We start from the raw sequence: 18,279 nt of genomic DNA, 5'->3' as shown, positions 1-18,279 counted from the left end.
GGGAGTCCGTGCCCAAAGCGGGTACGCCACGCGACACCGCCTAATTATCTTTGTCGATGAGCCGGGGATCCAAACGCAACATTGGGGTGAATCCGCTGCTCGCAGCGGTAGGGCGACACTTCCCGCCCGAATCCGTCAGCTAACCCGGTAGGCGGTCAGGGAAGAAGGAGCCGGACTCCGGTGGAATTGCATACGATGCGGCCCTCCTCCAGGTCGCGTCTCAGATCCGCGCGCGCTTTCTTCGGTACCGTCGGCGCGGTCTGCGCCGGCCTGGTCGTCGCACTGGGGTTCTCGACCGCAGCCCACGCCGTCCCGGCGGACCCCGCGGCCATCGAGGCGCAGATCGACGCGGCCTGGAACCAGCTCGAGCCCGTCCTCGAACAGCACAACGGCGTCAAGGTGCAGCTCGCCGACAACAAGGCCAAGGCCGACAAGCTCGCTGAGCAGATCAGGCCGCTCCAGCTCCAGGTCGATGTCGCAATGAGCCGGATCAGCTCGATCTCCACCAGGGCGTACAAGAACGGCAACGCGTCGCCGCTGAACGCCATCCTCACCTCCAACGAGCCGACCAACCTGGCGGACCAGCTCGCCCTCCTCGACGCCATGGCGCGCAACGAGCAGGCGCAGATCGCGGACGTGACCAGGGCCAAGGCCGAGTACGACGCGCAGAAGAAGCCGCTCGACGAGCTCGTCGCCAAGCTGGCGGCGCAGGAGGCGCAGCTCGCCGCCGACGAGAAGCGGCTGCAGGACCAGATCACGCAGTTCAACAAGCTGCGCCAGGACGCCTACGGCACCAGCGCCCCGCTCGGCAACACCCGTCCCGCGCCGTGCCCGGCGACCTACGACGGCAGCATCGGTTCGAAGGCCGCCCAGATCGCCTGCGGCAAGATCGGCCGCCCGTACGTCTTCGGAGCCGAGGGCCCCAGCGTCTTCGACTGCTCCGGCATCACCAAGTGGGCCTGGGCTCAGGCGACCGGGGGCAAGGTCAATCTCTACCACTACACGGTCACCCAGTTCCAGAACACCAAGCGGGTCACCCGCGACCAGCTACGCCCGGGCGACCTGGTCTTCTTCTTCTCCGACATGCACCACATGGGCATGTACGTCGGCGACGGCTGGGTCGTGCACGCCCCGCAGTCCGGGGACGTGGTCCGGATGGTCCGCATGGATGTGATGCCGGTCTCCGGTCTGGGCCGGCCCGGCTGACCCAGGGATCTTTCGACATCGGGGTGGCGGGCGTTCCGTCACCCCGATTCCTTTTCGCGACCGTCCGGCCTTTCCCATGATTGTCACAACGTCCAGGAACTCGTTGCCTCACCAGGGGCCGGAGACCACATGGTGTGACAGCTGATGATCTTCACTCGTTGGAGTCGTCGCTACCGATCTCGAACATATGTTCGATAAACTGTTCGCATGGCTTCCTGGTCGGAGTTCGCCGCCGTCGAGCCGCGGCTCGCCGCGTCGGTCCACGCGCTGGTCCATCAGTACGGGCCGGGCCTGGGCTATCTCGCGACCGTCCGGCCCGACGGCGGCCCGCGCGTCCATCCGGTGTCGCCGTTCATCAGCCCGGAGGGCCTGTTCTGCTTCGTCGTCGACTCACCCAAACGCCGTGACCTGGAGCGCGACGGGCGGTACGCGCTCCACTCGTTCCCGCCGGAGGACACCGACGACGAGGCGTACCTCTCGGGCCTCGCCCGACCGGTCGACGACGCCGCTCAGGTCGAGCGGTACGCCGTCGAGATGCGGGCCGAGCCGCTGGCCGACTGGCGCCTGTTCGAGTTCACCATCGACGTGGCCATGATCGTGCGGCACTCCCAGGCAACCGGCCCGGCCGGCCAGCTCAGCGCCCCGTACCGCCAGATCTGGCATGATCCGCGGCCGACGCTCGAGTTCGACGTGCACTGAACGGGCATGGTCGGCTAGAGTAGGGGCCGCTCTGCTTGCGGGTGTAGTTCAATGGCAGAACATCAGCTTCCCAAGCTGACAGTGCGAGTTCGATTCTCGTCACCCGCTCCATAACGAAACGCCTGCTCAGGATGTGTGTCTGGCCGGGCGTTCGTGTTTCCTGGTGACTCGAAAGCCCCGGCTTGCGTCGGTCCGGCGGCTATCGGCGGTGGCCGGCGGACACGTCCACGAGGTCGTTCAGGCTCATCCGGTACCACGTGCCGCGGCCGAAGGCGTGCAAGTCAGCACATCGGCAGGTGTACCGCAGGCGTTCTGCGCGCGTTTTCGTCATCCTCAACATCATCCGCGACCGCGCAATGGCTTTGATCGTGACCATCTCATCGGCAACGGGCCGATCCAGTTGCCACTAGTCAGCCTCGTTCGCCAGCAAATCTCGCGGGCCACCGTACGGGGAGCGCCAGCACTAGCATGAGCCCGCTCGTATCGGCGGTCATGGCCGAGTTCGCCAGTCAACCAGGGAAGGACTGATGACAAGCGCAAAGGAACGCGACGAGTTCGAACGGATGCGCCTGGTCGCCCAGATCGAACGGGACAGGGCGATCATTGCGCAGTACGAGGATCATCAGGTCTTCTATCGGGCGAGGATTGAGGACAGCCGGTACGAACTCGGTAGGCTCGATGAACGGCTAGGAGGCTGACCATGAGCGTTGACCCGCACATCCAGGTGCTCCGGGAGGCGCTGAGGGCCGAGCATGAGGCCCGCATCGCCGAGGTGCAGGCGTGGGCTGATGAAGCTGGTGCGGCTGGCGACGTCGAGCGACAGCGCCGCCACCAGGCCCATGTCGAGCGGCTACGCGCGATGCCGTACCCCTGGGAGCGGGAGCGACCAGCAGCCTGATCTCGGCGTGCCATTAGCGTGCCATTACGACGGGCAATGGACGGCCACTCCAGGCCGTTCGGTGCAGTCGTGGCCGGGTCCGGCGGCCACGGGAAACGCGATCATGTGAGATTCCCAAGCTGACAGTGCGAGTTCGATTCTCGTCACCCGCTCGGTACATGAAGGCCCAGGCCAGACCCAGCGTCGAACCTGGGCCTTCATGCATGTCTGTCACTGCATGCGCTTCGCGTGCCCGTTGCGTGCCCGATCGCGCTCTCGGGTGATCCGGTTGCTGAGCGCGTCCGCGATCTCTCTGTCCTGCTCTCGGGCGGTGTGCTGGTAGATCAACGCGGCTCGGGTGGAGCTATGACCCATGCGGGCCATCTGGGCGGCACTTCCGCCGAAGTCACGCACTGTCATGGCGATGTGCAAGCGCCTCGTGTGCCCGTAGGTGCAGGACGGCGGTGATTGGGGCGCGAACTCAGATTGCTTCGAGAACGAAAAAGATGAAGCACAGGAACGTTGTCCGGTCGCCCAGGTGGGGCGGGAAGAGTTCGCGCGGCGTGTCGGGGGATGCGGGGGGTTCACTGATGACCGAGAGGCGGAAGCCAGCCTTGCTGAACGCGTCCGTCATGGCGTGCAACGGCCGATGCCAGAACGTCAGCACCATGCTCTCGCCATCACTGAGGGTGTACTCCTCGGAATACTCCGTGATGGCGAAGTAGTCGGCGCTCGTGTAGTTCAACTTGTACATGGAGGGGTGGTTCACCGACAGTATGAGGCGGCCGCCAGGCTTTAGAACACGCCGCAACTCAGCCAGCGGTGCCGTCCAGTCGCGCAGGTAATGCAGGACCAGGGATACGACCACGTCATCGAACGCACCGTCGGCGAAGGGAAGTGGCTGGCTAAGGTCAGCCACGCGCAGGTCTGCGTCCTCACCCAGCCGCTGCCGCGCCAGCTTGACCATCGCCGGGCTGGAGTCGAAGCCGGTGACGACCGCCCCTTTCGCGAGCAGCGCAGCCGACAGCGGCCCGGAGCCACACCCGGCATCGAGGACCCGGCGACCGTTGACGTCCCCGGCAAGATCGATCATCGCGGGCCGCTCGTAGTAGGCGTTGAAGAGGCTGGACTCGTTCTCCGCTGAGTAGCTCTCGGCGAAATTGTCATAGTGGTCGGCCTTCACCAGGTGCTCACTTTCGCAGGAGGTCTCGTGGACGAGCGCGACCTGGTCGATCATAGGGGAGCGGTCCGCCAGCCCAACCGCATCCGAGGTCAACGACCAGAGCACCGGACAGTGGCTCCAGCGAAGTAAGGATCTGTTCAACCCGGGCATCGGACAGCGGACTGTTGAAGTCGAGGTCGGCGTGCATCGGACCGATATCGGCATCTGTCATGGTGCCGACGATTCCGTCTGTCGCTCACGCGCGCCACTGATATTGGTCCCGGCCGCATGCCCGAGCGCTTCGTGATGAACAGCAAGTCACGTTACGTACCGCACCGATCTCTCGCCTACTGCGAAGGCCCAAGGCCGGTAGGCCGCAGCCAACCTGGCCGCCATCTCGGCGGAGTTCCGTGAGTTGGTCAGCCGCTTCCGGTACTGGTACTCCTGCAGGGGGAGCCAGGCACGAAGGGGGACGGTTGGAACTGGACGGGCCGATCCGCGACTGGCTGAGTCGCCACGCCCTGCCCGGCCGGCGCATCGCCCGTACCGAGACGCTCACCGGCGGGTACAGCAACGACAACGTCCTGCTCGTCACCGACGGCGGCGAGCGGTACGTGCTGCGCCGGTACCTGCGTCGTAACAGCTGCGCCGTCGAGGCGGCGCTGGCGCGCCGGCTGGACGGGATCGTGCCGGTCGCTGAGGTCGTCTACGCCGACCCCGACGGCGGCCAGGCCGGGGAGCCGGTCCTGCTGTCCCGGTTCGTACCGGGTGAGCCGCTCAGCCGAGCGCTCACGACCCGGCCGGCCCACGAGGCGGCCGACCTTGGCCGCGCCGCCGGCGAGGCGCTGGCCGCGATCGGGCGCGTCGGGTTCGCGTACCCGGGATTCTTCGACGAGAGCCTGAGCCCCACCCACCTGGAGCCGACCGCCGGGCTGGCGGCCTTTGTGGACGACAATCTGGCCAACGGCAACGCGCGTGACCTGCTCTCCGCCGCCGAGCGGGACCGCCTGCTGGACATCGCGGGAGCGTACGAACCGTTGCTGGCGGGCGTGGCGGGCGCCCGTCAACTGGTGCACTCCGACTACAACCCGAAGAACATCATGGTCCGCGGTACGGCAGTCGTCGCCGTCCTGGACTGGGAGTTCGCGTTCAGCAGTACGCCGCTGTTCGACGTGGGGAACATGCTGCGCTTCGAGTCCGGATACCCGCCGAGGTTCGCAGCCGGGTTCGTCAGCGGGTTCGAGCGTGGCGGCGGAGAGTTGCCCCCGGGCTGGCGCCAGATCAGCGCGGGGCTGGACCTGTTCGCCCTTGCTGACCTTCTGGCCAGGCCTTCTGATAGCCGGTACTTCCAAAAGTCCCTCGCGCACATCCGTGAGCGTCTGGATCAACGCGGCCCGGAGCAGCCAAATCTACTGTAGACCGTCCACAGCAGACGGCATTGAAACTTTGTGTGACAAGGAAATCACGAATGGTAATACTTAATTCTGCCTTTGGTCGCGCCGTCCAGCCTCCCCTTTTTGGGTGGACACCGTAGAACAAATAACCCATAACACCTGCTTGAGCTTGACAGTCCGAGGCCGAACCCCGATACGGTCGCTGGGCCTAGTCGTCTACCGGAAGGCAGGACCTTGCCCGGCAAGCACGCCAATTGGCGGATTCCGCGACCGTCCGGAAGGCCCCTTCCCCTCCTCGCCGGCACCGCCGTGGCCGCGGTGATCGCTGGTACCACCGTCGCGACGCTCGGACTGGGCTCGTCCCCGCGCCCGGCCGACGCCGCGTTCATGGCCGCCGCGTCCGACCGGACGCAGCAGCGCGCCGACCGTGGGCAGCAGCGGGTGGACCCGGCGGTCGAGGCCACCCCGTCGGCTACGCCGTCCGCGGTGCCGTCCGCGACCGCGGCCCCGTCCGCCCAGCCGTCCAAGACGGCCAGCAAGGCGCCCAAGCCCCCGGCGGGCGGCGGCGCCGTGGTCGGCAGCGGCTCCTGCCAGGCCTCGTTCTACACGGATGAGGGCAACCGCACCGCCAACGGCGAGACGTTCCACACGGCCGACTTCACCGCCGCCCACAAGACGCTGCCCTTCAACACGAAGGTACGGGTCACCAACGTCAAGAACGGCAAGTCGGTCGTGGTCCGGATCAACGACCGCGGTCCGTTCATCGCCGGCCGCTGCCTGGACCTGACGCCCGCGGCGTTCAACACCATTTCGAGTACGGGCGCCGGGGTCGCGACGGTCAAGTACGAGGTTCTGCAGGGCTGAAGCCGTTACTCTCCCCGGCGACAACAGTTACTTCAGCCGAATGTTTGACAGGTCACACCGCCGACGGATGGCATGCTGATGCCCGTGGCGACAATGCCGCGTGAGCCGGGTCGACGCCCGCCGAGCCGCGAGATGATCTCTGAGAGCCGCGCCGGACTCGGCGCGGCCTTCGCGCTGATCACGTTGGTCGTCGTCGTCGAGCTGACCTGCGGTGTGCAGGGGCGCCACATCGGCGTACTCGCCGCCGCGCCGGTCCTGACGGCCGCGCTGGCTCCGTGGCGACAGGTCGTCGCCGTCGGCGCGGTCTCGATGGCGATCGGCGCGGTCTTCGCGTTCCTGACCGCCCTCAAGCACGGGCAGTTGCTCCCCAGCTTCGTCAACATCGCCCTCATCGCCCTCGCCACCGGGATCGGCGCGGTCCTGGGCAACTACCGGCAGCGCCAGGCCGAGCGGTTCGTGGAGCTGTCCAAGCTCGCCACCGCCGCGCAGGGCGCCGTGCTGCGCCCGCTCGGCCCGCAGCTCGGCCAGCTCTCGATCGCCGCGCGCTACATCTCGGCGAGCGCCGCCGCGGATATCGGCGGAGACCTGTACGAGGCGCTGGACACGCCGTACGGGGTACGCATGATCATCGGCGATGTACGGGGGAAGGGGCTCGACGCGGTACGCCTGGCCAGCATCGTGCTCGGGTCGTACCGGCATGTCGCGTACGAGCGGGCCGACCTGCGGGCGGTCGTCGCCGACCTCGACCGGGCTGTCGCCCGCAGCGTCGGTGACGAGGACTTCGTCACCGCGGCGCTGGTCGAGGAGCGCGGCGGGACGCTGACCATCGTCAACTGTGGTCACCCGCCGCCGCTGCTGCTGCGTCGGGGCGAGGTGATCGAGCTGACCCCGCCCGCGTCCGCACCGCCGCTCGGCTTCATGCCGGTGGTCCGGCCCAGGGTGGAGCGGCTGGAGCCGGGTGACCGGCTGCTGTTCTACACCGACGGTTTGGCCGAGGCCCGCCGCGACGGCGAGTTCTTCCCCACCGCCGGGCGGGCCTGGCGGCTACTCGGACACGGCACGGTCGCCGACGGGCTCGCGTCGCTGGAGAGCGCGCTGATCGAGTGGGTACGCGGTCAGCTCGACGACGACATCGCGCTCGTGCTGATGGAGTACGCGGGGACCCAGGGCGCGACCGACGCGGTGCCCCGTTGGGAGATCGGCGGCGCCAGCTCGCCGGCGCTCACCTGACGGCGTTCAGCTGGCCGGCGCGGCGGGCGACGCCGCGCGGTAGGTGCGCCGCCGGTGCCGTACCACCCGGTGGCGGCCGGTGTACTGGCGTGGCTTGGGCTCGGAGAATCTGTCGATCCACTTGGCGAACATGACGAGCCTCCTAGGTGCGGACGGGTACGCCCGCGGTGTCAACGTGCAAACGAGATAGCTGTGAGGCGGGTCACGGTGGTCCGGCGTGTCGACTTGCGATCTTGGCGAAAGCCATTCCATTTCGGATGAAAGACTCATCCCCACACTGGCTTAGCCGTATTTCCCCAGGTAGGCCGCGATCATTCCTGTGATCGCGGTCACCGTCGGTCTCGCCTTGTCGCTAGTTACTTGCCGGTAATACAGTTACTGTTACTGGCTGGTAACCTGCGCCAGCAACCATCGTCACGACCGAGACCGCCACCGCGCGTGCAACGGGAGAGGCCAGCGAGATGAGTCACTACAAGAGCAACCTGCGGGACCTCGAGTTCAACCTGTTCGAGGTCTTCGGCGCCGACAAGGTGCTGGGCACCGGCCCGTACGCCGAGCTCGACGTCGACACCGCACGCAGCATCCTCGCGGAGGTCGACCGGCTCGCGCGCGAGGACATCGGCGCCAGCTACACCGACGCCGACCGCAACCCGCCCGTCTTCGACCCGACGACGCACACCGCACCGCTGCCGGAGTCGTTCAAGAAGTCGTACAAGGCGTTCATGGACTCCGAGTTCTGGCGCCTGGACCTGCCGGCCGAGCTCGGCGGCACCAACGCGCCGCGCGTCTTCTGGTGGTCGCTGGCCGAGATGGTGCTCGGCGCCAACGCTCCGATCTGGATGTACGCGTCGGGCCCCTCGTTCGCGAACGTGCTGTACCGCGAGGGCACCGAGCAGCAGAAGAAGTGGGCCAAGCTCTTCATCGAGAAGCAGTGGGGCTCGACGATGGTGCTGACCGAGCCGGACGCCGGCTCGGACGTCGGCGCCGGCCGGACCCGCGCGATCCCGCAGCCGGACGGCAGCTACCACATCGAGGGTGTCAAGCGCTTCATCACCAGCGGTGAGCACGACCTGAGCGACAACATCATCCACTACGTGCTGGCCCGCCCGGTCGGCGTGGAGGGTGTGGGTGGCCCCGGCACCAAGGGTCTGTCGCTGTTCGTCGTGCCGAAGTTCCACTTCGACGAAGAGACCGGCGAGCTCGGCGAGCGCAACGGCGCCTTCGTCACGAACGTCGAGCACAAGATGGGCATCAAGGTCTCCAACACCTGCGAGGTGACCTTCGGCGAGCACGGCGTCCCGGCCAAGGGCTGGCTGCTCGGCGACGTGCACGACGGCATCCGGCAGATGTTCCTGATCATCGAGTACGCCCGGATGATGGTCGGCACCAAGGCGATCGCGACGCTGTCGACGGGTTACCTGAACGCGCTCGACTACGCCAAGAACCGTGTGCAGGGCGCCGACCTGCTCAACAACTCGAAGACCGCCCCGCGCGTGACGATCACCCACCACCCGGACGTGCGCCGCTCGCTCGCGCTGCAGAAGGCGTACTCGGAGGGCCTGCGCGCCCTGGTCCTGTACACCGCCTCGTGGCAGGACAAGTCCCGGCTGGCCGAGGCCGCCGGCGACGAGAAGGGCGTACGGCACGCGGAGCGGGTCAACGACCTGCTCCTGCCGCTGGTGAAGGGCTGCGGCTCGGAGCGGGCGTACGAGCTGCTCGGCCACGAGTCGCTGCAGACGTTCGGCGGCTCCGGCTTCCTGCAGGACTACCCGCTCGAGCAGTACGTGCGTGACGCGAAGATCGACACTCTGTACGAGGGCACGACCGCGATCCAGAGCCTCGACCTGGTCTTCCGCAAGATCGTGAAGGACCAGGGCAAGGCGCTGATGACCGTCGCGTCCGAGATCCAGGAGTTCGTCCAGTCCGACAGCGGCAACGGGCAGCTCAAGGAGGAGCGGGCCGCTCTGGCCACCGCGCTCGACGACGTGCAGGGCATGCTCGGCGTCTACATGAACTGGCTGGGTGCCGCTCAGGCCGGTGACGCCCGGGAGCTGTACAGGGTCGGCCTGAGCAGCCGCCGCGTCCTGCTGGCCCTCGGCGACGTCGTGGTCGGCTGGCTGCTGCAGCGCCAGGCCGCCGTGGCCCTGGCCGCGCTCACCCGCGAGGCCGTCTCGGTCAGCGACAAGTCCTTCTACGAGGGCAAGATCGCCGCGGCCCGGTTCTTCGCCCGCGAGGTGCTGCCGCGCCTGGGCAGCGACCGCAAGATCGTCGAGTCCACCACGCTCGACCTCATGGACCTGGCGGAAGAAGCCTTCTGACGCAGTTCCCCCCGAGGACCGGCCGGTGACGAGTTCGCTCGTCACCGGCCGGTTCGTGTTTCCGGTCGGTTCGTTTCCGAGCCGTGGGCTTCGGGCCTTCCGGGGGAGTACTCAGGCGCGTGCAGTGTGCGACGCCATACGCGGTGCGCCGCCAGCAGCCAGGGCGCCCCATACGTCCGGTACCCGGTGGACGGCCACTCCGGACGTGCGGAGGTCTTCGTCCGCGCCCGGGTCCAGCAGCGACGACAGCGCGGACAGCGGCGGGTTGTGCCCGATCACCAGTAGCGTCGTGACGTCGGGATCGGTCGTGCCGACCAGGTCCAGCAGCTCCTGCCCGGTGGCCGCGTTGTAGATCGTCGGCTCGTAGACGACCGTGGTGTGGGTTGCCTGGTCACCGAGGGCGGGCGCCACGCCGTGCCAGGTCTCCCGGGCCCGCCGGGCGGGCGAGGAGAGTACGAGGTCGGGCAGCAGTTGGTTGTCGGCCAGCCACGTGCCGGCGGCAGCGGCGTCGGCCTGCCCGCGCGTGGTGAGCGCGCGCTGCGCGTCGGCGACGTCACCGGGATTGGCCGCCTTGGCATGCCTCAACAGCACCAAGGTTCGATCGGTCATCGTCACAGCCTGCCTGATTGAGGGTTGTCGGCACTGGGTAAGTCCCCAGTGGGAGTCACCGAACGACAGCCGGTCAAACGGTGACAAAGGAGGCTACCAATGGGTATCGGTGGGAGCATCTTCCTCATCGCCGTGGGCGCGATCGTCGCGTTCGGGATCCGCGACCAGAACGTCGGCCCTTTCGATCTGAACGTCATCGGCTGGGTGCTCATGCTCGCCGGTCTCGCCGGCCTGCTGACCACGATGTGGATTTGGAACACGCGCCGCCGTCGTGTCGTCGCGGTGTCGCCCGGTCAGCGCATCGAGCGGGAGCGGATCGTCGAGGCGCCGCCGCGCGAGGTGGTGGACGAGGAGGGCTGGGCACAGAGCCGGCCCGAACGCCCCCGCTACTGATCGCTTCTGATCATCACGACGTCCCGGAGGTCGTAGCCGCGAGGCCACGACCTCCGGGACGTCGTTACTCAGGCGTAGAGGGCGAAGTAGACCGCGATGTGGTGGCTGATCGCGGCCACCAGCGTGCAGGCATGGAAGAACTCGTGGTGGCCGAAGACGGTCGGCCACGGGTTGGGCCGCCGCAGTGCATAGAAGACCGCGCCGATGCTGTACGCGGCGCCGCCCACCACAAGCAGGACGAGCGTGGTCACCCCGCCGTGGCGCAGGATGTCCGGGAGTACCGCGAGCGCGACCCAGCCGAGCGCGAGGTACAGCGGTGCGGACAACCAGCGGCGGGCGTGCGGGTACACCATCTTCAGCGTCACGCCGGCCACCGCGCCGCCCCACACGGTCACGAGGATGATCGTCGCCAGCTTCACCGGTAGCAGCAGGACGCAGAACGGCGTGTACGTGCCGGCGATGAAGACGAAGATCATGGAGTGGTCGAGGCGTCTCATGATCTTGTAGCCGCGCTCGGACCACACCCGCCGGTGGTACAGGGCGCTGGTGGTGAACAGCGCGACGACGGTGAGGCTGTAGACGACGCAGCTCAGCAGCGGCGCCCAGCCGGGACGGACGGCGGCCAGCGAGCAGAGCACGAGGCCGCAGACGACCGCGACGCCGGCGGCGTACGCGTGCAGCCAACCGCGCATCCGCGGCTTGCCGATGTCGACCGGCCGGAGTCGGGGAGCGGTGTTCGTGGTCATTCCCAAAGGTTACGGTACCGTAGGTTATTTGGTCGTCGTGAGCTGAACCACGGAGGATTTCACCGTGGCGAACATCCGGTTGGTCGGTGCCCGGGCTCTGTTGATCGAAGTGGACGAACCGCTGGCCTGGCACGCCGAACTGTGGCGGCGTCGCGAGTCCGGTGAGCTGACCGCCCGCGACATCGTGCCCGGCGCGCGTACCGTGCTCGTCGACGGCGTACCCGATCCCGGGGCGCTCATGTCCCGGCTGCGCAAGTGGCGGCCGGACACGACCGCCGCGCCGGAGTCGGGCCCGCTCGTCGAGATCCCGGTGACGTTCGACGGGCCGGACCTGGCCATGGTCGCGGACCGGTGGGCATGCGACGACAGAGGTGTCGCCGAGCGGATGTGCGCCACCGAGTTCCGGGTCGCGTTCAGCGGCTTCGCCCCGGGCTTCGCGTACCTCGCCGGCCTGCCGCCCGAACTGGCCGTACCGCGACTGGAGACGCCCCGGACCAGGGTGCCGGCCGGCTCCGTCGGTCTGGCCGGCAACTACGCCGGGATCTACCCGACCGCCTCGCCCGGCGGGTGGCTGCTGGTCGGGCGTACCGACGTGCGCCTGTTCGACGTGACGGCCCGACCGCCGGCCCTGCTCACCCCGGGCACCCGGGTTAAGTTCACCTCGTGATCACAGTCGTGCGGGCCGGTCCGCTGACGACCGTTCAGGACCTGGGCCGACCCGGCTGGGCACACCTCGGCGTACCGGTCTCCGGGGCACTGGACGCCCCGGCGTTGCGGCTGGCCAACCGGCTGGTCGGCAACCCCGACGGTACGGCCGGACTGGAGATCACCGCCGGCCGGTACGCGATGAGCGTCGCCCGGGCAGCAACAGTCGCGCTGACCGGGGCCGACGCCGGGCTGACCGTCGCAGGGCGCCCCGCGCCGTTCGGTGCCCCGGTCGCGGTACCGAACGGCGCGACCGTCGAGGTCGGGCCGGCGCGCCACGGCGTGCGCTCGTACCTCGCGATCGCCGGCGGGGTCGACGTGCCGGCGGTCCTCGGCAGCCGCAGCACCGACACCCTCTCCGGGCTCGGGCCGAAGCGGCTGTGCGACGGCGACGAGCTACCGCTCGGCGAGCCGACCGGCGAGCCCTCCGGAGTGGACTTCGTACCCACGTCCGTGCCGCGCGGCGACCTCGTGCTGCGGGTACGCCTCGGCCCGCGCGACGACTGGTTCACCGACCCGACCGAGCTGCTCACGGAGGCGTACACGGTCGACGTGAACAGCAACCGGGTGGGAGCCCGGCTCACCGGGCGGCCGCTGACCCGCGCGGTGACCGATGAGCTGCCGAGCGAGGGCATCGTGCTCGGCGCGGTACAGGTGCCCGCGAACGGCCAGCCGCTGGTGTTCCTCGCCGACCACCCGACCACCGGCGGGTACCCGGTGATCGGGGTCGTCGACGAGGCCGACCTGCCACTCTTGGCGCAGGCCAGGCCGGGGGACCGGGTCCGGTTCCGGCTCTCCTGAGCCGGAACCGGTGGCTCAGCCGACCGACCTAGGCGTTGTCCAGGCCGCGCAGTACCAGCGGCAGCCGGGCCGCGCCGCCCGCGACGACGCGTACCGGTACGCCCCAGTCCTGGCGGGTGAGGTGGCACGCGGCGTGCTCGGCGTCGGCGTCGCAGGTGGCGGCCTGCGCGACCACCTGGAGCACGCCGCCGGGTACCGCGTCCGAGAGGACCAGCCGGCGGCGCAGGTCGCTGCCCTCGCCGGCCCCCTCCACCAGCAGGTCGGGTGGGGAGGCGGAGACCACCAGGCGGGTGGGCGGCCCGAACGAGTCGTCCAGCTTCTGCCGGGGCGCCGGCGTGAACACCACATCGAGGATCAGCTCGCCGGGGGCGAGGTCGGTGACCGGTCGCTCGGTCCGGTGCCGTTCACCCTGGACCACGACCGCGGTCGGGTCCACGCGGACCAGGCGATGGGCCGCCGACTCGACCACGAACACGTCCCCGCCTGCCGTCGCGACCAGGTCGCTCGGTTCGCTCAGGCCGATCGCCACCGTGGTCACGTCACCCGTCGCCGGGTCGTAGCGGCGGACCGCGCCGTTGTAGGTGTCGGCGACCAGGACGCTGCCGTCGGCGAGCGCGAGCACGCCGAGCGGGTGCTGCATCAGCGCCTCGTCGGCCGGCCCGTCGACGTGGCCGAAGTCGAACAAGCCCTGCCCGACGGCGGTGTGCAGCTCGCCGTCCTCGATCCAGCGCAGCGCGCTCGACTCGCTGTCGACGATCCACAACTTTGTACCGTCCGGCGATGTCGACAGCCCTGACGGCTGGGCCATCCACACCTCGTGCAGCGGCCCGTCGCGCAGCGCCTCGACCGTGGTGCCGGCGTACATGCCCGCGGTACGGGTCACCGGGTCGAACCACCACAGCTGGTGGATGCCGGCCATCGCGACGACGACCTTGCCGTCGAAGTACGCCACGTCCCACGGCGAGGAGAGGTCGACGGCGAGCGCGTCGTGGGTGTCGAAGTCGACCGTGCCGCGCCACTGCCTACCGCTACCGGCCACCGTCGACACCTCGCCGGTCGCCACGTTGACGCCGCGCAGCAGGTGGTTGACGGTGTCCGCGACGACGACGTCGTAACCGGCCAGCTCGGCCACCCGGGGCGGGAGTACGCAGACGCCACCGGGCTCGGAGAACTGGGCGCCGGCCGGCTTGCCGTCGACCCGGCCGCGGATACCCGCGCCGATCCGGCGCAGCTCGGTCTGCCCGTCGGCCGCCAGCTCGACGAGGGAGTGCTGCGCCGAGTCGGCCACCAGGAACGTTCCACCGTCGAGCACCGTGGCCTTGCCGGGGAAGCGCAGCGCCGTGGCTGGTTCATTCCCGAGTACCGCCGGAGCCTCACCCCGGCGCAGCGTGCCCTTCGCCTCATGGACGGCGATCAGCTCGTCGAACAGCCTCGACAGGCCCTCGGCGTGCCCCTCGCCGGCCATCGATGCAACCACGTACCCCTCGGGGTCGATCACCACGAGGGTGGGCCACGCCTTCGCCGCGTACTCCTGCCACATCCGCAGGGTCGGGTCGTCGAGCACCGGGTGGCTCACGCCGTACCGCTCGACGGCCGCCGCGAGGGCCTCGGGGTCTTTCTCGTGCTCGAACTTCGGTGAGTGCACGCCGATGGTGACGAGCACGTCCGCGTACTTGTCCTCGAGCGGGCGCAGCTCGTCGAGGACGTGCAGGCAGTTGATGCAGCAGAAGGTCCAGAAGTCCAGGATCGTAATACGACCTTTTAGGTCAGCTAGGGTGAGGACCTTTCCGCCAGTGTTCAGCCAGGCCCGGCCCCGTAGCTCGGGCGCCCGCACGCGAGGAGACATAGGGCCATCGTGCCTCACGAGGGGCGCCCAGCCAGCCCGAGGGGGCGCCGGGAGCGGCGTACGAGCGACGGCCTCGCCGAGGGCCAGGAAGGCTGAGCGCGTCCGGTAGCGGCCGTCTCGGAGTCGGTAGACCTCGGGTGGGCCGACTGGCGCCCCCAGGTCGCCGACGCCGACGATCGCCGTGTGTTCGCGATTGCGACGGACGTCGATTGCCTCGACACGGCGGACGGTTACCGACGTCGCCGAGGCGCGGACCACAACGGCCGGGTAGGTGTCGTCGCCGATGTGGATCGTCGCGGGCATACCGACACGCGGGAGTGGGCCGCTACGGTCGGCGAGAGCTGGGAGAGTCGCGCGGGGGCGGGCGAGCGTGGGGTGAGTGAGAGTCACACGGTCATGGTAGAGCGACGGATGCCTATCCGATCCTTACCGGCAAGGGTGGAGTGTCGCAGCCGACGAGGCGTCTAAACACGGAAAGGCCCCCGTACTGCCCGCGATGAGCCAGTGGCCGAGGGCCTTCGGATCGTGCGCGTCATGCCCGCCGGAGAGTGCCGGCGAGCGATCTTCGCGCTACGCGTGGGACCTACAGGGGCCGACATGCTCGGCATCTCTGCGGGAGTCTCAGGCGGTCGCTGGGTGCAGGAGCGAGCCGCACGGCCAACCTTCGGCCTCGGCGCGGGCGTCGGCGGTCGCCTCGGCGACCGCCGTCCGGTACCAGGCGACCAGCACGCGCGGCACGTCGTCGTTCACGGCACGGTGACTGGCGAGATCGAGCAGCGTCCAGCGGACGTGAAGCGCCAGGCCGTACGGTCCGCTCTCGGCGTACGCCCGGCGAAGGTTGCGCTCGTCGAGCTTCACCCGCAACGGGACCGTACGCAGCGCCAGGCCGCGCGGCGTACGGCAGCGCTGGCGCGCGGAGGCTCCGTAGGCGGGGCGGGTGGTCAACATGCCAATCTTTACCCTTCGAACAGATCCGGCGTTTTCGGGCCTTCGTAGCCATTGATGCGGCTACGTATCGTGGGGCCGTGGCATCCGACCTTTTGCCGTCTCTTCTGACCGGGGCCTTCGCGCTTGGCGGTGGGCTTGGCGGCGTCCTGCTGACAGGCTGGATCACCCGACGCAACGAAACGCGACGCCTGGCCGCCGAGGATTCCCGTCGTTGGCTGGTCGACCGGCGTCATGCCTACGCGGCCTATCTGACGCTCGCTCAGGCCATGCTGCGAGAGATCGACAGTATTGCGGTATTCCTGTCGTACGACGGCGCGGAGGAAATTAGCGAAGAGGATGAGTCGATCATTAGGGATGGACTGACCGAGTATTACCGTCGCTGGGATGACGAGCTACAGCCTGCGTTGCTGGAGGTGCAGCTTATGGCTACACCGGGAGTCTCGGACCTGGCCGACCGGATGTCCGGCGCCCTCATGGAAATTACTCCGGTCATCGAAATGCGGGATAGCTTCACGGACTATTACCCCGGATGGTTCCAAGCTCGGGACATGTTCGAAGTTCTACGGAACACGATGCGGGCAGAGCTTGGCCTTCCAGCTTCGGGCGTAAGGAGCTTCCCGGTCACTGACGAGTCCTGGCCTTGGCTCCCGGACCGACCTAGCCGCGAGTCGTACATTCAGGTCCACCCAAAACGCATACCGGAGGCGGTCGAAGGACCCGGGATCACGCCGCCCTCGCCTGAGGCGCACAAAGACCGGCAAAAGAATGAGGGCTCTCGCAACAAGCCAGCAAGGCGAAGCGGCACACGGAAACGTGGGTCTAGCAGGAGCCGAGGCTAGTCCTGCTGTTGAGCTACGGCGAGAAGCATTGACGCTCACCGGTATGACCTCTATGCCCGTACTGAGACAGCGACGCTATGCCGCTTCGGGGAAGCTCCGGCAGGGGGCGGGGTCCCTCCCCACCCCCTCGGCCGCCGCCGGGCCGTCGCGGCGGACTATCGGTGCTGCTCTCGCGCTCAGTCGCCGTCGAAGTGCAGTTCCAGCCCTCGGTCGTCGGCACACACCCGTGCCAGCGCACGTATCGCGGCGAGGTACTGCCGCTGCGCGTCAGTGGTGGCCAGGTCGTATGCCGCTTCTAGCTCGTCCACGAGCTGAGGCATGTCCGTCGAGGTCAACACGATGGAGCGGACGGGATCAACTCGGTTTAGCAGCGACAATCGGCCCTGCACCCAGACCAGTTCCAACAAGCTGTCGAACTCGGAGCTGCCATGCACCGAGGCTATGACGTGCGTGGTCTCCCGACGTGGACCGGTTCCGGGACGTTCTCGGCGACACAAAGCAAGGTCTATTGCCATGTGGGTAGTGTGCCGTCCCGGCCGGGTGAGCTGGCTTTGGCCTGAGCCACCCGTGAAGCATCAGCCGGGACGAAATAGTCAAGCATCAGGTCGGAGTCTGCTGGCCGGCGGCCGGCGAGCAGGGGCGGGGAGGAGCGACCGGGGCGGCCTCGCGCGGAAGGCACCCCGGTCAATCGCCCCCGGAGCGGGTACTTAGCCGACGAGGCTGCCTGGGTAGCTCGCGCCGATCACGAACTGATTCGGCCCCTTCGGCTGCTCGACGCCGAGCGCGTCGTTCGCGCGCCGAAGACCATCGTTCGCCATCGCCTCCAGCTCGCTCAGCTCCTGCGCGCGCTGGCGGGCCTGCTCGCGTTCATGCGCCGTGTCCTCCATCCACGTGAGGATTGGTTCCCGCCAGCGTGGCCTGTCGGCTTCAATCGCGGCGGCAAGCTCACGCTGCACGGCGTTGAGGCGTCGGGCGGTGGTGTCGGCGGTCGCCATCGCAATACGCATACGGGTCTCAACGTCGGCCATGTCGACCGGCTTAGGCAGCGTCTTCGGCGTCGGCTTACCGTCGGCGACGGCGACGCCGATCTCGCGCACGGCGGTGCGGTACGCGGTGTCCGCTCGGCGTGCGTCGGCGAGGATGTCTTCCGGCGCGTCCTGGGCTTCCAGGTAGGCGGCCTCGGCGGCGGCGACCTTGTCGAGCAGCGCGGCGAGCGCCGGGGTGAGCGGAACCATCGGCGGAATCGTCAGGTCTGCGCGCTGCACTTGGGGCCGACTCCAGTGAGTCGCCCAGGTGCGGTATTCAGCGGCGAGGCGGTCAAGTTCGGGCGTGCTCATGTGTGAATCTCCTGTCTGTGGCGGTGGTTAGCGGCGACGGATGCGCGCGGTGATCTCCTCGCCCGACATCGCGGCGAGTCGTCGCGCCTCGGCTTCGCGGTGGTCGGCGGCAGCCTTGACGCGGGCCTCGCGCTTTGCGTGGGCCTCGGCGGCGCGCCTCTCCATCTCGGCCTCGAAGGCTTCCTCAGCGGCGGCGCGCTGAGCGAACTCCTCCGCTCGCGTACGTCTTTCGCTCGCAGCGGCGCGGGCGAGCTTGGCGACGGCGTCGGGATCGAAGTCGGGCGCGGTTGGGTCGGTCACGGTGT

At 68.5% G+C, this 18,279-nt stretch carries 22 protein-coding genes, 1 tRNA gene and 1 riboswitch; of the genes, 13 read left to right on the top strand and 10 right to left on the bottom strand.

The window, feature by feature from the left end; all coding sequences use genetic code 11:
* Positions 1 to 27: 27 nt before the first annotated feature.
* Positions 28 to 169: riboswitch (cyclic di-AMP (ydaO/yuaA leader) on the top strand.
* Positions 170 to 180: 11 nt separating this feature from the next.
* From Pme01_RS08955 to Pme01_RS08935, 5 genes are all read left to right on the top strand, one after another.
* Positions 181 to 1,206: a C40 family peptidase gene (locus Pme01_RS08955; protein WP_168113596.1), complete on the top strand. Its 1,026-nt coding sequence runs from the start codon at positions 181 to 183 to the stop codon at positions 1,204 to 1,206.
* A 207-nt stretch (positions 1,207 to 1,413) separates the two neighbouring features.
* Positions 1,414 to 1,905, top strand: a complete 492-nt coding sequence (locus tag Pme01_RS08950; RefSeq protein WP_168113595.1) for a pyridoxamine 5'-phosphate oxidase family protein — start codon at positions 1,414 to 1,416, stop codon at positions 1,903 to 1,905.
* Between the two features lie 37 nt (positions 1,906 to 1,942).
* A tRNA-Gly gene (locus tag Pme01_RS08945) sits at positions 1,943 to 2,016 on the top strand.
* Between the two features lie 416 nt (positions 2,017 to 2,432).
* Positions 2,433 to 2,603, top strand: a complete 171-nt coding sequence (locus tag Pme01_RS08940; RefSeq protein WP_168113594.1) for a hypothetical protein — start codon at positions 2,433 to 2,435, stop codon at positions 2,601 to 2,603.
* 2 nt (positions 2,604 to 2,605) lie between these two features.
* Complete coding sequence (locus Pme01_RS08935; protein ID WP_168113593.1) at positions 2,606 to 2,803, top strand: hypothetical protein; 198 nt, start codon at positions 2,606 to 2,608, stop codon at positions 2,801 to 2,803.
* Positions 2,804 to 3,013: 210 nt separating this feature from the next.
* Here the strand turns inward: Pme01_RS08935 and Pme01_RS08930 are convergent, their stop codons facing one another.
* Together Pme01_RS08930 and Pme01_RS08925 are read right to left on the bottom strand one after the other, a co-directional pair.
* Positions 3,014 to 3,202, bottom strand: a complete 189-nt coding sequence (locus Pme01_RS08930) for a hypothetical protein (RefSeq protein WP_168113477.1) — start codon at positions 3,200 to 3,202, stop codon at positions 3,014 to 3,016.
* A 61-nt stretch (positions 3,203 to 3,263) separates the two neighbouring features.
* Positions 3,264 to 4,019 carry a class I SAM-dependent methyltransferase gene (locus tag Pme01_RS08925; RefSeq protein ID WP_168113592.1) on the bottom strand — a complete coding sequence of 252 codons (756 nt, stop codon included), beginning with the start codon at positions 4,017 to 4,019 and terminating at the stop codon, positions 3,264 to 3,266.
* A 401-nt stretch (positions 4,020 to 4,420) separates the two neighbouring features.
* On the opposite strand from Pme01_RS08925, the gene Pme01_RS08920 reads away from it, so the two are divergent.
* The 3 genes from Pme01_RS08920 to Pme01_RS08910 all read left to right on the top strand — a co-directional run bounded on the left by Pme01_RS08920 (position 4,421) and on the right by Pme01_RS08910 (position 7,432).
* Entirely contained in the window at positions 4,421 to 5,362 is a 942-nt protein-coding gene (locus Pme01_RS08920; protein ID WP_168113591.1) for a phosphotransferase family protein, read from the top strand.
* 294 nt (positions 5,363 to 5,656) lie between these two features.
* The gene (locus Pme01_RS31425; RefSeq protein ID WP_275408509.1) at positions 5,657 to 6,202 is read left to right on the top strand and encodes a septal ring lytic transglycosylase RlpA family protein; all 546 of its coding nucleotides are present in this window, start codon (positions 5,657 to 5,659) and stop codon (positions 6,200 to 6,202) included.
* 72 nt (positions 6,203 to 6,274) lie between these two features.
* On the top strand, positions 6,275 to 7,432 hold the full coding sequence (locus tag Pme01_RS08910; protein WP_168113590.1) for a PP2C family protein-serine/threonine phosphatase: 1,158 nt from the start codon (positions 6,275 to 6,277) through the stop codon (positions 7,430 to 7,432).
* 6 nt (positions 7,433 to 7,438) lie between these two features.
* Here the strand turns inward: Pme01_RS08910 and Pme01_RS31420 are convergent, their stop codons facing one another.
* Entirely contained in the window at positions 7,439 to 7,564 is a 126-nt protein-coding gene (locus Pme01_RS31420; RefSeq protein WP_275408508.1) for a hypothetical protein, read from the bottom strand.
* A gap of 329 nt (positions 7,565 to 7,893) precedes the next feature.
* Here Pme01_RS31420 and Pme01_RS08905 point away from each other — a divergent pair, with 329 nt between their 5' ends.
* Positions 7,894 to 9,750, top strand: coding sequence for an acyl-CoA dehydrogenase (locus Pme01_RS08905; protein ID WP_168113589.1), 1,857 nt, complete (start codon positions 7,894 to 7,896; stop codon positions 9,748 to 9,750).
* Positions 9,751 to 9,861: 111 nt separating this feature from the next.
* Here Pme01_RS08905 and Pme01_RS08900 read toward each other — a convergent pair whose 3' ends face one another.
* Positions 9,862 to 10,359: a SixA phosphatase family protein gene (locus Pme01_RS08900; RefSeq protein ID WP_168113588.1), complete on the bottom strand. Its 498-nt coding sequence runs from the start codon at positions 10,357 to 10,359 to the stop codon at positions 9,862 to 9,864.
* A gap of 99 nt (positions 10,360 to 10,458) precedes the next feature.
* Here Pme01_RS08900 and Pme01_RS30800 point away from each other — a divergent pair, with 99 nt between their 5' ends.
* Entirely contained in the window at positions 10,459 to 10,752 is a 294-nt protein-coding gene (locus tag Pme01_RS30800; protein ID WP_239088099.1) for a DUF6458 family protein, read from the top strand.
* 68 nt (positions 10,753 to 10,820) lie between these two features.
* Here Pme01_RS30800 and trhA read toward each other — a convergent pair whose 3' ends face one another.
* Entirely contained in the window at positions 10,821 to 11,498 is a 678-nt protein-coding gene (gene trhA, locus Pme01_RS08890) for a PAQR family membrane homeostasis protein TrhA (RefSeq protein ID WP_168113587.1), read from the bottom strand.
* A gap of 64 nt (positions 11,499 to 11,562) precedes the next feature.
* Here trhA and Pme01_RS08885 point away from each other — a divergent pair, with 64 nt between their 5' ends.
* Both Pme01_RS08885 and Pme01_RS08880 read left to right on the top strand, forming a co-directional pair.
* On the top strand, positions 11,563 to 12,165 hold the full coding sequence (locus tag Pme01_RS08885; protein ID WP_203935506.1) for a 5-oxoprolinase subunit B family protein: 603 nt from the start codon (positions 11,563 to 11,565) through the stop codon (positions 12,163 to 12,165).
* The gene (locus tag Pme01_RS08880; protein ID WP_168113586.1) at positions 12,162 to 13,004 is read left to right on the top strand and encodes a 5-oxoprolinase subunit C family protein; all 843 of its coding nucleotides are present in this window, start codon (positions 12,162 to 12,164) and stop codon (positions 13,002 to 13,004) included. Before Pme01_RS08885 ends, Pme01_RS08880 begins: the two co-directional genes overlap by 4 nt.
* Positions 13,005 to 13,032: 28 nt before the next feature.
* Here Pme01_RS08880 and Pme01_RS08875 read toward each other — a convergent pair whose 3' ends face one another.
* Entirely contained in the window at positions 13,033 to 14,850 is a 1,818-nt protein-coding gene (locus Pme01_RS08875) for an NHL domain-containing thioredoxin family protein (RefSeq protein WP_168113585.1), read from the bottom strand.
* 621 nt (positions 14,851 to 15,471) lie between these two features.
* The gene (locus Pme01_RS08870; protein ID WP_168113584.1) at positions 15,472 to 15,798 is read right to left on the bottom strand and encodes a hypothetical protein; all 327 of its coding nucleotides are present in this window, start codon (positions 15,796 to 15,798) and stop codon (positions 15,472 to 15,474) included.
* A gap of 77 nt (positions 15,799 to 15,875) precedes the next feature.
* Between Pme01_RS08870 and Pme01_RS08865 the strand changes: the two genes are divergently transcribed.
* A complete protein-coding gene (locus Pme01_RS08865; protein ID WP_168113583.1) occupies positions 15,876 to 16,637 on the top strand; it encodes a hypothetical protein in 762 nt (253 codons plus the stop codon).
* Positions 16,638 to 16,813: 176 nt separating this feature from the next.
* Here the strand turns inward: Pme01_RS08865 and Pme01_RS08860 are convergent, their stop codons facing one another.
* The 3 genes from Pme01_RS08860 to Pme01_RS08850 all read right to left on the bottom strand — a co-directional run bounded on the left by Pme01_RS08860 (position 16,814) and on the right by Pme01_RS08850 (position 18,274).
* On the bottom strand, positions 16,814 to 17,152 hold the full coding sequence (locus Pme01_RS08860) for a hypothetical protein (protein ID WP_168113582.1): 339 nt from the start codon (positions 17,150 to 17,152) through the stop codon (positions 16,814 to 16,816).
* A 192-nt stretch (positions 17,153 to 17,344) separates the two neighbouring features.
* Positions 17,345 to 17,974 (bottom strand): hypothetical protein, encoded by a 630-nt coding sequence (locus tag Pme01_RS08855; protein WP_168113581.1) that lies wholly within the window; start codon positions 17,972 to 17,974, stop codon positions 17,345 to 17,347.
* 27 nt (positions 17,975 to 18,001) lie between these two features.
* Positions 18,002 to 18,274 carry a hypothetical protein gene (locus Pme01_RS08850; RefSeq protein WP_168113580.1) on the bottom strand — a complete coding sequence of 91 codons (273 nt, stop codon included), beginning with the start codon at positions 18,272 to 18,274 and terminating at the stop codon, positions 18,002 to 18,004.
* Between the last annotated feature and the right edge of the window lie 5 nt (positions 18,275 to 18,279).

It is taken from the genome of Planosporangium mesophilum, assembly GCF_016863255.1.
GTDB lineage: Bacteria > Actinomycetota > Actinomycetes > Mycobacteriales > Micromonosporaceae > Planosporangium > Planosporangium mesophilum.
The sequence above is the reverse complement of the archived record's forward strand: the minus strand, read 5'-3'. Positions and strand labels throughout refer to the sequence as shown.

Coding starts and splice junctions, on each gene's coding strand:
- Pme01_RS08950 (WP_168113595.1), top strand. CDS start 1,414: ATGGCTTCCTGGTCGGAGTTCGCCGCCGTCGAGCCGCGGCTCGCCGCG.
- Pme01_RS08940 (WP_168113594.1), top strand. CDS start 2,433: ATGACAAGCGCAAAGGAACGCGACGAGTTCGAACGGATGCGCCTGGTC.
- Pme01_RS08935 (WP_168113593.1), top strand. CDS start 2,606: ATGAGCGTTGACCCGCACATCCAGGTGCTCCGGGAGGCGCTGAGGGCC.
- Pme01_RS08930 (WP_168113477.1), bottom strand. CDS start 3,202: ATGACAGTGCGTGACTTCGGCGGAAGTGCCGCCCAGATGGCCCGCATG.
- Pme01_RS08925 (WP_168113592.1), bottom strand. CDS start 4,019: ATGATCGACCAGGTCGCGCTCGTCCACGAGACCTCCTGCGAAAGTGAG.
- Pme01_RS08910 (WP_168113590.1), top strand. CDS start 6,275: ATGCTGATGCCCGTGGCGACAATGCCGCGTGAGCCGGGTCGACGCCCG.
- Pme01_RS31420 (WP_275408508.1), bottom strand. CDS start 7,564: ATGTTCGCCAAGTGGATCGACAGATTCTCCGAGCCCAAGCCACGCCAG.
- Pme01_RS08905 (WP_168113589.1), top strand. CDS start 7,894: ATGAGTCACTACAAGAGCAACCTGCGGGACCTCGAGTTCAACCTGTTC.
- Pme01_RS08900 (WP_168113588.1), bottom strand. CDS start 10,359: ATGACCGATCGAACCTTGGTGCTGTTGAGGCATGCCAAGGCGGCCAAT.
- Pme01_RS30800 (WP_239088099.1), top strand. CDS start 10,459: ATGGGTATCGGTGGGAGCATCTTCCTCATCGCCGTGGGCGCGATCGTC.
- trhA (WP_168113587.1), bottom strand. CDS start 11,498: ATGACCACGAACACCGCTCCCCGACTCCGGCCGGTCGACATCGGCAAG.
- Pme01_RS08875 (WP_168113585.1), bottom strand. CDS start 14,850: ATGTCTCCTCGCGTGCGGGCGCCCGAGCTACGGGGCCGGGCCTGGCTG.
- Pme01_RS08870 (WP_168113584.1), bottom strand. CDS start 15,798: ATGTTGACCACCCGCCCCGCCTACGGAGCCTCCGCGCGCCAGCGCTGC.
- Pme01_RS08860 (WP_168113582.1), bottom strand. CDS start 17,152: ATGGCAATAGACCTTGCTTTGTGTCGCCGAGAACGTCCCGGAACCGGT.
- Pme01_RS08855 (WP_168113581.1), bottom strand. CDS start 17,974: ATGAGCACGCCCGAACTTGACCGCCTCGCCGCTGAATACCGCACCTGG.